The sequence below is a fragment of the Rhodobacter capsulatus genome (assembly GCF_052363185.1).
GTDB lineage: Bacteria > Pseudomonadota > Alphaproteobacteria > Rhodobacterales > Rhodobacteraceae > Rhodobacter > Rhodobacter capsulatus_E.
This window is the reverse complement of record NZ_CP198955.1, coordinates 1546936-1559965: the sequence shown is the minus strand read 5'-3', so window position 1 is coordinate 1559965 and position 13030 is coordinate 1546936. Positions and strand designations below refer to the sequence as shown.

General features: G+C 66.3%; 15 protein-coding genes and 1 pseudogene. 13 read left to right on the top strand and 3 right to left on the bottom strand.

Going from position 1 to position 13030, the window contains the following annotated elements:
* Positions 1-15 precede the first annotated feature (15 nt).
* Positions 16-1032, top strand: a complete 1017-nt coding sequence (gene bmt, locus ACTTAG_RS07805; protein WP_444464936.1) for a betaine--homocysteine S-methyltransferase — start codon at positions 16-18, stop codon at positions 1030-1032.
* Positions 1033-1129: 97 nt separating this feature from the next.
* Here the strand turns inward: bmt and ACTTAG_RS07800 are convergent, their stop codons facing one another.
* Complete coding sequence (locus tag ACTTAG_RS07800; RefSeq protein WP_444464935.1) at positions 1130-2236, bottom strand: PA0069 family radical SAM protein; 1107 nt, start codon at positions 2234-2236, stop codon at positions 1130-1132.
* A gap of 166 nt (positions 2237-2402) precedes the next feature.
* Between ACTTAG_RS07800 and ACTTAG_RS07795 the strand changes: the two genes are divergently transcribed.
* The 3 genes from ACTTAG_RS07795 (at position 2403) to ACTTAG_RS07785 (ending at position 4009) form a co-directional block, all read left to right on the top strand.
* Positions 2403-3101: a corrinoid protein gene (locus ACTTAG_RS07795; protein ID WP_444464934.1), complete on the top strand. Its 699-nt coding sequence runs from the start codon at positions 2403-2405 to the stop codon at positions 3099-3101.
* A 114-nt stretch (positions 3102-3215) separates the two neighbouring features.
* Positions 3216-3383: a hypothetical protein gene (locus ACTTAG_RS07790; protein WP_444464933.1), complete on the top strand. Its 168-nt coding sequence runs from the start codon at positions 3216-3218 to the stop codon at positions 3381-3383.
* Positions 3380-4009, top strand: a complete 630-nt coding sequence (locus tag ACTTAG_RS07785) for a DUF1638 domain-containing protein (RefSeq protein ID WP_444464932.1) — start codon at positions 3380-3382, stop codon at positions 4007-4009. The genes ACTTAG_RS07790 and ACTTAG_RS07785 overlap by 4 nt, the downstream gene beginning before the upstream one ends.
* A gap of 22 nt (positions 4010-4031) precedes the next feature.
* Here ACTTAG_RS07785 and tgt read toward each other — a convergent pair whose 3' ends face one another.
* Positions 4032-5159 carry a tRNA guanosine(34) transglycosylase Tgt gene (gene tgt / locus ACTTAG_RS07780; protein ID WP_444464931.1) on the bottom strand — a complete coding sequence of 376 codons (1128 nt, stop codon included), beginning with the start codon at positions 5157-5159 and terminating at the stop codon, positions 4032-4034.
* A 401-nt stretch (positions 5160-5560) separates the two neighbouring features.
* Here tgt and ACTTAG_RS07775 point away from each other — a divergent pair, with 401 nt between their 5' ends.
* From ACTTAG_RS07775 to tpiA, 4 genes and pseudogenes are all read left to right on the top strand, one after another.
* Positions 5561-5926: an SUF system Fe-S cluster assembly protein gene (locus tag ACTTAG_RS07775; RefSeq protein ID WP_444464930.1), complete on the top strand. Its 366-nt coding sequence runs from the start codon at positions 5561-5563 to the stop codon at positions 5924-5926.
* 92 nt (positions 5927-6018) lie between these two features.
* A complete protein-coding gene (locus ACTTAG_RS07770) occupies positions 6019-7092 on the top strand; it encodes an alkene reductase (protein ID WP_444464929.1) in 1074 nt (357 codons plus the stop codon).
* A gap of 68 nt (positions 7093-7160) precedes the next feature.
* Positions 7161-7521, top strand: a pseudogene (locus ACTTAG_RS07765) (HesB/IscA family protein).
* A gap of 69 nt (positions 7522-7590) precedes the next feature.
* Complete coding sequence (tpiA, locus tag ACTTAG_RS07760) at positions 7591-8334, top strand: triose-phosphate isomerase (RefSeq protein WP_444464928.1); 744 nt, start codon at positions 7591-7593, stop codon at positions 8332-8334.
* Positions 8335-8502: 168 nt separating this feature from the next.
* Here the strand turns inward: tpiA and ACTTAG_RS07755 are convergent, their stop codons facing one another.
* On the bottom strand, positions 8503-8964 hold the full coding sequence (locus tag ACTTAG_RS07755) for an Lrp/AsnC family transcriptional regulator (protein WP_055208687.1): 462 nt from the start codon (positions 8962-8964) through the stop codon (positions 8503-8505).
* 129 nt (positions 8965-9093) lie between these two features.
* Here ACTTAG_RS07755 and cobA point away from each other — a divergent pair, with 129 nt between their 5' ends.
* From cobA to ACTTAG_RS07730, 5 genes are read left to right on the top strand one after another with little or no spacing between them, the layout of a single operon-like run.
* A complete protein-coding gene (gene cobA / locus ACTTAG_RS07750) occupies positions 9094-9840 on the top strand; it encodes a uroporphyrinogen-III C-methyltransferase (RefSeq protein WP_444464927.1) in 747 nt (248 codons plus the stop codon).
* Complete coding sequence (locus ACTTAG_RS07745; protein WP_444464926.1) at positions 9837-10151, top strand: DUF2849 domain-containing protein; 315 nt, start codon at positions 9837-9839, stop codon at positions 10149-10151. Before cobA ends, ACTTAG_RS07745 begins: the two co-directional genes overlap by 4 nt.
* Positions 10144-11805 (top strand): nitrite/sulfite reductase, encoded by a 1662-nt coding sequence (locus tag ACTTAG_RS07740; RefSeq protein ID WP_444464925.1) that lies wholly within the window; start codon positions 10144-10146, stop codon positions 11803-11805. Before ACTTAG_RS07745 ends, ACTTAG_RS07740 begins: the two co-directional genes overlap by 8 nt.
* Positions 11795-12556, top strand: coding sequence for a phosphoadenylyl-sulfate reductase (locus ACTTAG_RS07735; protein WP_444464924.1), 762 nt, complete (start codon positions 11795-11797; stop codon positions 12554-12556). Before ACTTAG_RS07740 ends, ACTTAG_RS07735 begins: the two co-directional genes overlap by 11 nt.
* The gene (locus ACTTAG_RS07730) at positions 12553-12939 is read left to right on the top strand and encodes a DUF934 domain-containing protein (protein ID WP_444464923.1); all 387 of its coding nucleotides are present in this window, start codon (positions 12553-12555) and stop codon (positions 12937-12939) included. Before ACTTAG_RS07735 ends, ACTTAG_RS07730 begins: the two co-directional genes overlap by 4 nt.
* The last annotated feature ends 91 nt before the right edge of the window (positions 12940-13030 follow it).

The window sequence follows — 13030 nt, the reverse complement described above, 5'->3', positions numbered from 1 at the left end:
TTCAGGAGAGGCCCGATGACCAACACGCTTTCCCGTCTGCTGAAATCCCGCGACTGGCTTCTGGCCGACGGGGCCACGGGGACCAACCTCTTCAACATGGGGCTGTCCTCGGGCGAGCCGCCAGAACTGTGGAACGCCGACCACCCGGACCGGATCGCGAAACTTTATGGCTTCGCGGTCGCGGCGGGCTCGGACCTGTTCCTGACGAACACCTTTGGCGGCAATGCGGCGCGGCTGAAGCTGCACAATGCCCAGGGCCGCGTGCGCGAACTGAACCGCCTCGCCGCCGAGATCGGCCGCGAGGTCGCCGACAAGGCGGGCCGTCCGGTCGCCGTCTGCGGCTCGATGGGGCCGACGGGCGAGATCTTCGCGCCGATGGGCACGCTGACGCATGAGCTGGCGGTCGAGATCTTCCATGAACAGGCCGAGGGTCTGAAGGAAGGCGGCGCCGATGTGCTTTGGGTCGAGACGATCTCGGCGCCCGAGGAATACAAGGCCGCCGCCGAAGCTGCCCGCCTTGCGGGCATGGACTGGTGCGGCACGATGAGCTTTGACACCGCCGGGCGCACGATGATGGGCGTCACCTCGGCGCAGATGGCGGCGCTGGTGGAAAAACTGCCCAATCCGCCGCTGGCTTTCGGCGCCAATTGCGGCGTCGGCGCGGCGGATCTGATGCGCACGCTGATGGGCTTCGTCGCGACGGGCACCGAACGCCCGCTGATCGCCAAGGGCAATGCGGGCATCCCGAAATACCATGACGGCCATATCCATTACGACGGCACGCCGGAGCTGATGGGCGACTATGCCTGTCTGGCGCGGGACGCGGGCGCCACGATCATCGGCGGCTGCTGCGGCACGATGCCGGTGCATCTGCAAGCGATGCACGAGGCCCTGTCCACCCGCCCGCGTGGGCCCCGCCCGAGCCTTGAGGAAATCGCCGCGAAACTGGGCGCCTTCTCCTCGGCCTCGGATGGCACCGGCGATGACGAGGGCGGCCCGGCGCGCGAGCGCAAAGGCCGCCGTCGCGGCTGATCCAAACCGTTGAAAAGAGCGTATTTTTGCCAAGAAAAAGCCGATGGGTTTTTTCTTGGTGCAAATACGCATCCTTGGCCCGCAGGAGGCGCAGGTGTCAGAACAGTTCGAGCTGCTCGCCCGCGCGGGGGGGCACGGCAAAGCGCGTGCAATCCAGCACCGGCAGCGCGGCCGCAAGGCTGAGACGGCGGCAGGAAATCTCGAAGCGGCGGGCCAGAAGCTCGGCCTCGGTCCCCTCGCCCTCCATCCGCGTGGTGAAACGCGGATCGTTCAGCTTGCCGCCGCGAAAGGCCGCGATGGCATTCAGCACCTTTTCCGCCCTGAGCGGGTAATGCCGCGCCAGCCAATCGGCGAAGAGGGGCGCGACCTCGTGCGGCAGGCGCAGCGGGATCATCTCGGCGGCGCGGGCGCCCGCCCGACGCGCCTCGGTCAGGATCGCTTCAAGGCCCGCATCGGTCAGGCCCGGAATGATCGGCGCGGCCATCACCCGCACCGGAATGCCTGCCCGCGCGGCCTCGCGGATGATCCGCAGCCGGGTCTGCGGGCCGGGCGCGCGCGGTTCAAGCTTGCGCGCCAGATCTTCGTCGAGCGTCGTCAGCGACACCGCCAGATGCACGAGATTGCGTTTCGCCAGCGAGGCGAGCAGGTCAAGATCGCGCAGCACCCCGGCGCCGCGGGTGGTCAGCAGCACGGGATGGTTGAAATCGCTCAGCACCTGCAAGAGGCCCCGGGTCAGGCCCCACTCCGTCTCGATCGGCTGATAGGGGTCGGTGGCGGTGCCCAGCGCGATCGGCGCCACCACATAGCCGCGTTTCGAGAGTTCCCGCGCCAGCAACTCGGGCGCCTCGGGCTTGGCGATCAGCCGGGTCTCGAAATCAAGCCCCGCCGAGAGGCCAAGAAAGCCGTGCGTCGGCCGCGCGAAGCAATAGATACAGCCATGTTCGCAGCCGCGATAGGGGTTGAGCGCGCGATCAAAGGGCACATCGGGGCTTTGGTTCCGGGTGATCACCGATTTCGGCCGCTCCACGCTGACCTCGGTGCGCAAAAGCGTCTCGTCCTCGACCAGATCCCAGCCGTCGGATTCGACGATCCTGGCATAGGGTTCGAACCGGCCAACCGGATTCGCAGCCGCCCCCCGCGCGCGCAGGCGGTGGCGCGGATCGGCAGGCGGCAGGTCGAGCGGCAGGGGCAGAGCGTGCATCATGGGCGAAAATTAGAACGAAATGAGAACATTTCGCAAGAGATTCGCCCGGTACGATCTGTGCCGCGCAGGGGCCTGCGTCGGGGACGGACCGGCGCATGTCGCAAAACGGCAAGTAATCGAAGCCTTTTTTCCGCATCACAAAAGCAAGCACGCGCAGGAGACAGCCATGGCCGATGAAGACGACATCATCCTTTCGGAACTCGACGACGAAGAGCTTGTGGCTCAGATGCATGACGACCTTTACGACGGTCTCAAGGAAGAGATCGAAGAAGCGGTCAACATCCTGATCGCGCGCGGCTGGACGCCCTATGACATCCTGACCAAGGCGCTGGTGGCGGGTATGACGGTCGTCGGCAACGACTTCCGCGACGGCATCCTCTTCGTGCCGGAAGTGCTGCTGGCCGCCAATGCGATGAAGGGCGGCATGGTGATCCTGAAGCCGCTTCTGGCGGAAACCGGCGCGCCGCGCATGGGCAAGATGGTGATCGGCACCGTCAAGGGCGACATCCACGACATCGGCAAGAACCTTGTGGCGATGATGATGGAAGGCGCGGGCTTCGAGGTCGTCGATATCGGCATCAACAACCCGGTCGAGAATTATCTGGACGCGCTGGCCCGGGAAGAGGCCGACATTCTGGGCATGTCGGCGCTGCTGACCACCACCATGCCCTATATGAAGGTCGTGATCGACACGATGAAGGAAAAGGGCATCCGCGACGATTACATCGTTCTGGTGGGGGGCGCGCCGCTCAACGAGGAATTCGGCAAGGCGATCGGCGCCGATGCCTATTGCCGCGACGCTGCCGTGACGGTGGAAATGGCCAAGGCGATGGTGGCGCGCAAACATAACCAGATGGGCGCCTGAGGCCGGGCAGATGCGCGCCTGACCCTTTCCGACAGCGGACGACAGGCCCCGACCCGGTTCGGGGCCTTTTCTTTCGCGACAAGGCCCCCATATTGAGGATATGGAGAATGACCGATGCAGCCGATGCCCCTTCCTCATTTCCTGATCATGATCCTTGCGGTGATCGCCGCGGCGGGTCTGACGATCTTCCTTGCGGTTCAGTCCGGGCTGTCGCTGGCGGGTCTGGGTCTGGCGGCGCTGATCGGGGCCTGCCTGATGCGGATGCTGGCGCGGGTGGAATGATTTCCGACGACGGGTTGACGGAGGCGGGCCTGCCCCCCGAGGGGCGCGGCCGGGTTCTGCTGATTGCCTGCGGGGCGCTGGCGCACGAAATTTTGGCGCTGAAGGCCGCGAATGGCTGGGCGCATCTGGATCTGACCTGCCTGCCCGCGAATCTGCATCTGTGGCCCGAGAAGATCACCGCCGCGGTGGTCGCGGCAGTGCAAAAGCATCGCGCGGAGTATGACAGCATCCATGTCGTCTATGCCGATTGTGGCACCGGCGGGCAGCTGGCCGAGGCCTGCGCGCGGCTCGGCGTCGCGCTGGTGCCCGGGCCGCATTGCTACGCTTTTTTCGAGGGCAACGACACCTTTGCCGCCCATGCCGAGAGCGAAATCACCGCCTTTTACCTGACCGATTTTCTGGTCCGGCAGTTCGACGCCTTCGTCTGGCGGCCGATGGGCTTTGACCGGCATCCGGAGCTGGTGCCGATGATGTTCGGCAATTACGAAAAGCTAGTCTATCTGGCGCAGACCGAGGATGCGGCGCTGGACGCCAAGGCCGCCGCTTGCGCGGCCCGGCTGGGGCTGGCCTATGAGCGCCGCTTCACCGGCTATGGCGATCTGGCGGCGGAGCTGGCCCGGCTTTGAGGGGCAGAGGCCGGGCGGCCCCTCACAGCGGGTCGATATCGCCCTTGGCACGTTCGGCATGGAAGGCCGCCACGAAATCCGAGAGCCGCCCCGCGGCGATCGCATCGCGCAGCCCGGCCATCAGATCCTGATAGTAATGCAGGTTGTGCCAGGTCAGCAGCATGCCCGAAATCATCTCCTGCGCCTTGAAGACATGGTGCAGATAGGCGCGGGAATAATTGCGGCAGGCCGGGCAGCTGCAGGCTTCGTCGAGCGGGCGCGGGTCATCCTGATGCCGGGCGTTCTTGATGTTGATCTGGCCGCGCCGGGTCCAGGCCTGGCCGGTGCGGCCCGAGCGCGAGGGCAGCACGCAATCCATCATGTCGATGCCGCGTTCGACCGCGCCGACGATGTCATCGGGCTTGCCCACCCCCATCAGATAGCGCGGCTTGTCGGCGGGCAGGAAGCCGGGCGCGTAATCGAGGACGGAGAACATCGCCTCCTGCCCCTCGCCCACGGCGAGCCCGCCCACCGCATAGCCGTCAAAGCCGATCTCCGTGAGTTTCCGGGCTGATTCCTCGCGCAGATCGCGGGTGACACCGCCTTGCATGATGCCGAAAAGCGCATGGCCGGGCCGGTCGCCAAAGGCATCGCGCGACCGCTGCGCCCACCTCATCGACAGCCGCATCGACTTGGCCACCGCAGCCTCGTCAGCGGGCAGCGCCGGGCATTCGTCAAAGGCCATGACGATGTCGGAGCCCAGAAGCTTCTGGATCTCCATCGAGCGTTCGGGCGACAGATGATGCTTCGAGCCGTCGATATGGCTGGAAAAGGTCACGCCCTCCTCGGTCAGCTTGCGCAAGGAGGCGAGGCTCATCACCTGAAACCCGCCCGAGTCGGTCAGGATCGGGCGCTCCCAGTTCATGAACTTGTGCAGACCGCCCAGCCGCGCGATGCGCTCGGCCGTGGGGCGCAGCATCAGATGGTAGGTGTTGCCCAGAAGGATGTCGGCGCCGGTGGCGCGCACGCTTTCGGGCAGCATCGCCTTGACCGTGGCGGCGGTGCCGACGGGCATGAAGGCGGGGGTGCGGATCTCGCCGCGCGGGGTGTGGATGACGCCGGTGCGGGCGGCGCCGTCGGTGGCGGAGAGGGTGAAGCTGAACTGGGTCATCGGGCGCTCCTTTCGGCCGCATGTAGCAGTGCCGGGCCGAAAGGGAAAGCGACGCGCGCAGGCAGGGTTGGCGACCAGCAAGAGGCTTTCGCCTCGGGCAAGCCCGAGGCGACCCGCGGGGGGCTTTGCCCCCCGCACCCCCCGGAAAAAGAAGTGCGTATTTTGCCAAGGAGAAGCAGGGCACTTGCTTGGGAACGGACGTGGCCTGCCATCGAAAAAGGGCGCTTGTTTTTTCTTGGCGCAAATACGCCGGGGGTGCGGGGGCGGAGCCCCCGCCCGTGTCGCCGAGGCCCCGCCGCGGCGAAACCCTGCTTGGCACGCGGCTTTCCGCCCCGCACCGACGGCCTTTACCTCGCCCCCCGATACCCTATATAAACTCTAGGAAATAGCCCGAGAGAGTCATGACCAGCACCGAACACGCGCTCCCCGAAGGGGCCCCGCTGATTGCCCCGTCCGATATCGAGCATCCGCTTTACGCCTCGGTGGTGGACGCCTGCCGCACCGTCTTCGACCCGGAAATTCCGGTCAACATCTTCGATCTGGGCCTGATCTACACGATCAAGATCGGCGCAGATGGCGTCGTTGCCATCACCATGACACTGACCGCGCCGGGCTGTCCGGTGGCGGGCGAGATGCCGCAATGGCTGCAAGACGCGGTCGAGGCGGTCGAGGGCGTGCAGCGCTGCGAGATCGAGATGACATTCGACCCGGCCTGGGGCATGGACATGATGTCGGACGAGGCGCGGCTGGAACTCGGCTTCATGTAATTGTGCAGGGCGGACAGAGCGTCTGTGCAGTCCGGCCCTTGCCTGACCTTGCCGATCGCTTAGGCTGCGGCAGTTCTCAGACGGAGGGTCAGATGACCGACACCCTGTTTTCCCCCGGCCAGCTTGGGGCCATTTCCATTGCCAACCGCGTCGTGATGGCGCCGCTCACCCGCAACCGCGCCCCCGACCGGATGCCCACCGATCTGACGGTGGACTATTACCGCCAGCGCGCGACGGCCGGGCTGATCGTCACCGAGGGCGCGCAGATCTCGCCCATCGCACAGGGCTATGCCTGGACGCCGGGCATCCATACCGAGGCGCAGGCGGCGGCCTGGGCCCGGGTCACCGAGGCCGTCCATGCCGAGGGCGGCAAGATCGTGATCCAGCTCTGGCATGTCGGCCGCGTCTCGCATGAGACGATCATCGACGGGATGACGCCGGTCGCGCCCTCGGCGATCTCGGCCGCTTCGAAGACCTTCGACGGCAAGGGCTTCGTCGAGACGGGCCTGCCGCGCGCGATGACCGAGGAAGACATCGAACGCAGCTTCCTCGATTACGGCCATGCCGCGCAGCTGGCCAAGCAGGCGGGCTTCGACGGGGTCGAGGTGCATGCGGCGAACGGCTATCTGATCGACCAGTTCCTGCGCGACACGTCGAACAAACGCAGCGACGGCTGGGGCGGCTCTATCGCCAACCGCATCCGCTTCCTGGAAGGCGCGGTCGATGCCTGCGTCGCGGTCTGGGGCCCGGGGCGGGTGGGCGTGCGGCTTTCGCCCTTCTCGAACGCCAACAATGTCGGGCTCGACAGCGACACGCCCGCGCTGTTTGGCGCCGCCATCGCCGCGCTGAACGACCGGCCGCTGGCCTATGTCCACATGGTCGAAGGCCAGACCGGCGGTCCGCGCGACTGGCCCGCGGGCGAACTCGAAGCCCTGCGCGACGCCATCCGCGCCCCCTATATCGCCAACAACGGCTACGAGCGTGACAGTGCCATGGCCGCGGTGGCAACGGGCACGGCGGCGGCGGTGGCTTTCGGAAAACCCTTCATCGCCAACCCCGATCTGGTGGCGCGGCTGGAACGGAACGCCGAATGGAACCCGCTGCGGCTGGCGCTGATGTATGGCGGTGGCGCCGAGGGCTACACCGATTATCCGTTCCTCGCCTGATCTGCCGGGGCGGCCCGCTTGCCGGACCGCCCCCCGCACGCCTATCTATGGGCGAAAGGAGCCCCCCCATGTTCGCACTCCCCGGCAAGCCCCCCGTCACCCTGACCCCCGCCGCTGTCGCGCAGATCGCCGAGCTGATGGCGCGCGAAGGCGCGGCCGGGTTCCGCATCGGCGTCAAGAAGGGCGGCTGTGCGGGCATGGAATATACAATGGAAATCGCCGCCGAGGCCGATCCGATGGATATCGTCGTCGAGGAAGGCCCGGCCCGCGTGCTGATCGCGCCGCTCGCGCAAATGTTCCTGCTGGGAACCGAGATCGACTACGAAGAAACGATGCTCGAAATCGGGCTTCAAGTTCCGCAACCCGAATGTGGTCGAAAGCTGCGGCTGCGGCGAATCGGTGAAGTTCCGCGACGCGCCCGCGGGCTGAGGCCCATTTCTTGCTTGCACGGCCCGCGCGCCTGCCTAATCTGCCCCCGACTTTGGCAAGGAGGCAGGAATGCGCAGAAAATTGGCCGCGGGCAACTGGAAGATGAACGGCACCAAGGCAAGCTTGGCCGAGGTGACGGCGCTGATCGCGGCGCATCCCGATCCGAAATCCGAAGTGCTGCTCTGCCCGCCCGCGACGCTGGTCGCGGCGATGGTGGCGACGGCGGCGGGCAAGATCGCGGTCGGCGGGCAGGATTGCCACATGAAGGCCGCGGGCGCGCATACCGGCGATATCGCGGCCGAAATGCTGGCCGATTGCGGCGCCTCCCATGTGATCCTCGGCCATTCCGAACGCCGCGCCGATCATGGCGAAAGCTCGGAGATGGTTTGCGCCAAGGCCGCCGCTGCCCGCGCGGCGGGGCTGGTCGCGGTGATCTGCGTCGGCGAGACCGAAGCGCAGCGCGATGCGGGCGAGACGCTGGCGCTGGTCGGCGCGCAACTCGCGGGCTCGGTGCCCGACGGCGCCACCGCGGCGAATACCGTCATCGCTTACGAACCGGTCTGGGCGATCGGCACCGGCCGCACGCCGACGCTGGCGCAGATCGCGGAAGTGCATGATTTCATGCGCGCAGAACTCGTCGCGCGCTTCGGCGCCGAGGGCGAGGGGATGCGGCTCCTCTACGGCGGCTCGGTCAAACCCTCGAACGCGACCGAGATCTTTGCCACCTCGAATGTCGATGGCGCGCTGGTGGGCGGCGCTTCGCTCAAGGCCGCCGATTTCGGCGCGATCCTGAGCGCGCTCGACGCGGCCTGAGAAAGAAAGGGGGGCGCTGCCCCCCGTCCGCAAGCGGACTCCCCCCGGGATATTTGCACCAAGGTGAAAGCAGCATCGGGGTGCCTTTCACCTTGGTCCAAATATCCCGGGGGGTGAATGGCCGAGAGGCCAGAGGGGGGCAGCGCCCCCCTGCCCGGCCTGATCCCCTCACACCGGCAGAATCGTCGTCGACTTGATCTCTTCCATGCTCAGAAGCGCTGTGACGTTGTAGATCTTCACCTCGGAGATCAGCGCCTGATAAAAAAGGTCATAGGCGCGCGCGTTCTTCACCCGCACCTTCAGGATATAGTCGATATCGCCCGCCAGCCGATGCGCTTCCAGCACCTCGGGGCGCGCGCGCAGCGTCGCCAGAAACCGCCGCTGCCACTCCGCCTCGTGCTCCGAGGTGCGGATCAGCACGAAGAAACAGGCCTCCAGCCCCAGCGCCTCGGCATCGAGCAGCACGGTCTGGCGCCCGATCACGCCCAGATCCTTCATCTTGCGGATGCGGTTCCAGACCGGGGTCTTCGACGAGCCCACCTTGCGCGCAATCTCGTCGAGCGACTGGCTCGCGTCTTCCTGCATCTGAAACAGGATCTTCCGATCCATCTCGTCCAACCGGACCGCCATTCGCCTTTTCCCCCGTTTTGCAGGAAATATCCTCTGCCGGAGCCAGGATAGAAAACGAAGTTCCTTATTCGCAAGGGGGCATGGCGCTTGCCGGGAAAAATTTCCTATATTGCGCGAAAGGAGATCCCCATGACCCAAAGCTTCGGACATGTGACGCTTGCTGGCTCCGGCCCCGGGGCCGTGGACCATCTGACGCTGGCGGTGGCGCGGGCGCTGGCCACGGCCGATGTCATCTTGCATGACCGGCTGGTGTCGGCCGAGGTGCTGGCGCTGGCCGGAGGCCAGGCGCTGGTGATCGAGACCGGCAAGACCGGCTTTGGCGCCCAGATGCCGCAAGAGGAGATCATCGCGCTGATGCTGGGGTTTGCCCGCACCGGGCGCAATGTGCTGCGGTTGAAATCGGGCGATCCGGGCGTCTTCGGCCGTCTGGGCGAGGAACTGGACGCGCTCGACGCGGCCGGGATCGGCTTCACCGTCCTGCCCGGGATCACCGCCGCCTCGGCCGCGGCGGCGAGCCTTGGGCAAAGCCTGACCGAGCGCGGCCGCAACCGGGAGCTGCGCCTGATCACCGGCCATGATGTCGCCGGTTTCGCCGAGGCGGATTGGGCGGGCCTGGCCCGTCCGGGTGCGGTTGCGGCGATCTACATGGGCAAGAAGGCCGCACGGTTCCTGCAAGGACGGCTGATGATGCACGGCGCCCTTGCCACGACACCGGTCACGCTCGTAGAAAATGTTTCCCGCGCCGATGCGCGCGTGCTTGCCACCACCCTGGCCGATCTGCCCGCCGCCGCCGCGCGGCTGACCGGCCCCGCCGTCATCCTGTTCGGCCTCGCGCCCCGCGCGGCTGCCGCCCCTGCCATCGAGGCCGTGATATGAGTCGTTCCTTCGTTCCCAAAGTCGTCAGCGCCAATGATCTGCGCGCCGGTCATGTTGTCTATTTCTCGGCCGCCGGGGATTGGGTGCGCGACATCGCCCAGGCCGAGGTGCTGACCGACGAGGCCGAGGCGCAGTTGCGCCTGCTTTCCGCGATGGGTCACACGACGGTTGCGGTGGGGGTCTATCTGGTCGATGTGACGCAAGGACCGCAGGGCCCGGTGCCGGTCGCGCTGCGCGAGCAGTTCCGCGCCAAGGGCCCCTCGATCCGGCCGACGAAAGAAGCCGCCGCCAAGGACGCCGCACATGTATGAATATTCCGATTTCGACGAAGCCTTCGTGCGCAACCGCGTGGCGCAGTTTCGCGATCAGGTGGCGCGGCGGCTGGATGGCAGCCTGACCGAGGACGAATTCCGCCCGCTGCGGCTGATGAACGGGCTTTATCTGCAGCTTCACGCCTACATGCTGCGCGTCGCCATCCCCTATGGCACGCTTTCGTCCGATCAGATGCGGGCGCTGGCCGATGTGGCGGACCGCTTTGATCGCGGTTACGGCCATTTCACCACCCGCCAGAACATCCAGTTCAACTGGATCAAGCTGGTGGATACCCCCGACATTCTGGAGCGGCTCGCCGATGACGGGCTGCACGCGATCCAGACCTCGGGCAATTGCATCCGCAACGTGACGACCGACGCCTTTGCCGGGGCTGCCGCGGATGAAATCGAAGACCCCCGCCCCTATGCGGAGCTGATCCGGCAATGGTCCTCGGATCACGCCGAATTCCAGTTCCTGCCGCGCAAGTTCAAGATCGCGATCACCGGCAGCCCGGAGGATCGCGCCGCGATCCGCGCCCATGATGTCGGGTTGCAGCTGATCCGCCGCGGGGCCGAGACCGGGTTCCGGGTGCTGGTGGGCGGCGGTCTTGGCCGCACGCCGATGCTCGCGCCCGAACTGCGCGACTTCCTGCCGAAAGCCGATCTGCTGCCCTATCTGGAGGCGATCCTGGCCGCCTACAACCTGATCGGGCGGCGCGACAACAAATACAAGGCGCGCATCAAGATCACCGTCTTTGAAACCGGGATCGAGCCCTTCCGCGATCTGGTCGAGCAGGAATTCGAGCGGATCAAGCCGCAATTCACCGGCGCCGATCAGGCGCTTCTGGCCGAGATCACCCCGCATTTCGCTTTGCCCGATCTGCTGGCGAAGGACCCGGCCCCCTATGTCGCGACGCTTTCCGTCGATCCGGCTTTCGCGGCTTGGGCGAAGCACTCGGTCACCGATCACAAGCGCCCCGATCATGCGGTGGTGACGATCTCGGTCAAGACCCCGGGCGAGGAACCGGGCGATGTCTCGGCCGACCAGATGCGGGCCGTCGCCGACCTTGCCGACCTTTACGGCTATGGCGAGCTGCGGATTTCCCACATGCAGAACATCGTTCTGCCCCATGTCGCCCGCGCCGATCTGGCAGCACTTCATGCCGCGCTGCGCAAGGTCGGGCTGGCGGCGGCGAATGTCGGGCTGATCTCCGACATGATCGCCTGCCCGGGGATGGATTACTGCGCGCTGGCCACCGCCCGCTCGATCCCGCTGGCGCAAGAGATCGCGCAGCATTTCGAGACGCTGGGTCTCGTCGAAACCATCGGCCCGCTGCCGCTGAAAATCTCGGGCTGCATCAATGCCTGCGGTCATCACCATCTGGGCGCCATCGGCATTCTGGGCCTTGATCGCGCCGGGGCGGAGAATTACCAGATCACCCTGGGCGGCGCCGAGGGCCCCGAGGCCGCGATCGGCGAAAAGATGGGGCCGGGCTTTGCCTATGATGCCGTCGTGCCCGCGATCGAGCGGCTGGTGCGCGCCTATCTGGCGCTGCGGCTCTCGGCGGGCGAAAGCTTCCTTGCCGCGCTGCACCGGCTGGGGCGCGAGCCCTTCCGCGCCGCACTTTATGACGAGGCCCAGGATGCTGCCTGAGATCGGCGCGCGCGTTGCGGGGCTGAATGAGCGCTACCGGCATCATGCCGCGATTTCGGTGATGGAAAAGGCGCTCGCCGATCCCGACACCGGGCGCGTGGCGATGGTCAGTTCTTTTGGTGCGGAATCGGTGGTGCTTCTGCACATGGTCTCGCTGATCGCCCCGGCGACGCCGGTGCTCTTCGTCGATACGATGATGCTGTTTCCGGAAACGCTCGCCTATCAGCAGGAGGTCGCCTCGAAACTGGGCCTGTCGGAGATCCGCACCATCCGCGCGACGAAAGCGGCGCTTGCCATCGACGACCCCGATGGCACGCTTTATCAGTTCAACACCGACGCCTGCTGCAATCTGCGCAAGACCGTGCCGCTGGAAGCCGCGCTCTCGGGCTTTGACGCCTGGATCACCGGGCGCAAGCGCTATCAGGGCACGACCCGGGCCGAGATCGACTTCTTCGAGGTCGAAACCCCCACCCGGATGAAGATCAATCCGCTGGCGCATTGGGGCCGCGAGGATCTGGAAGAATACATGGTGCAAAACCGCCTGCCCCGGCATCCGCTGGTGGCGCGGGGCTATCCGTCCATCGGCTGCGCGCCCTGCACCTCGCCGGTGAAACCGGGCGAAGACCCGCGCGCAGGCCGTTGGCGCGGCTCGCAAAAAACCGAATGCGGCATCCATTTCATCGGCGGCAAGATGGTCCGGGTCAAACCGGCCGAGGACGCCGACAGCAGCGACAAGGACAAGGTGGCATGAGTGTGATCGTGCGCGATACGGGCTTTGCGCCCGAGGATTTCCAAGGGCAGGCCGTCGAGATCCCCCCCACCACCGCCCCCGAGGCGCTGGCCGATATGATCGCGGGGGCGGAGCTGGTGAAGGTGCTCTTCCCCAGCTTCTCGGACGGGCGCGGCTTCACCCTTGGCCGGCTGATCCGCGATGCGGGCTACACCGGCCGCTTGCGCGCCACCGGGCCGCTCATCGCCGATCAATACGGCATGGCCCGGCGCTCGGGCTTTGACGAGGTGGAAATCCCCGACGATCTGGCCGCGCGTCAGGGCGAGGCGCAATGGCGCGCCCGCGCCGATTGGCAGGCGCATGACTATCGCGCCCGGCTTTTCGGTTCGGTTGCGACAGCGTGATCGCTTGACGCGAAAGGTCGCAGCGGGCATGTGCCCATAGTCATGGCACGCCGCGGCCTTTTGTGGTAATTGCGGCGCATGTTTCCTGCCG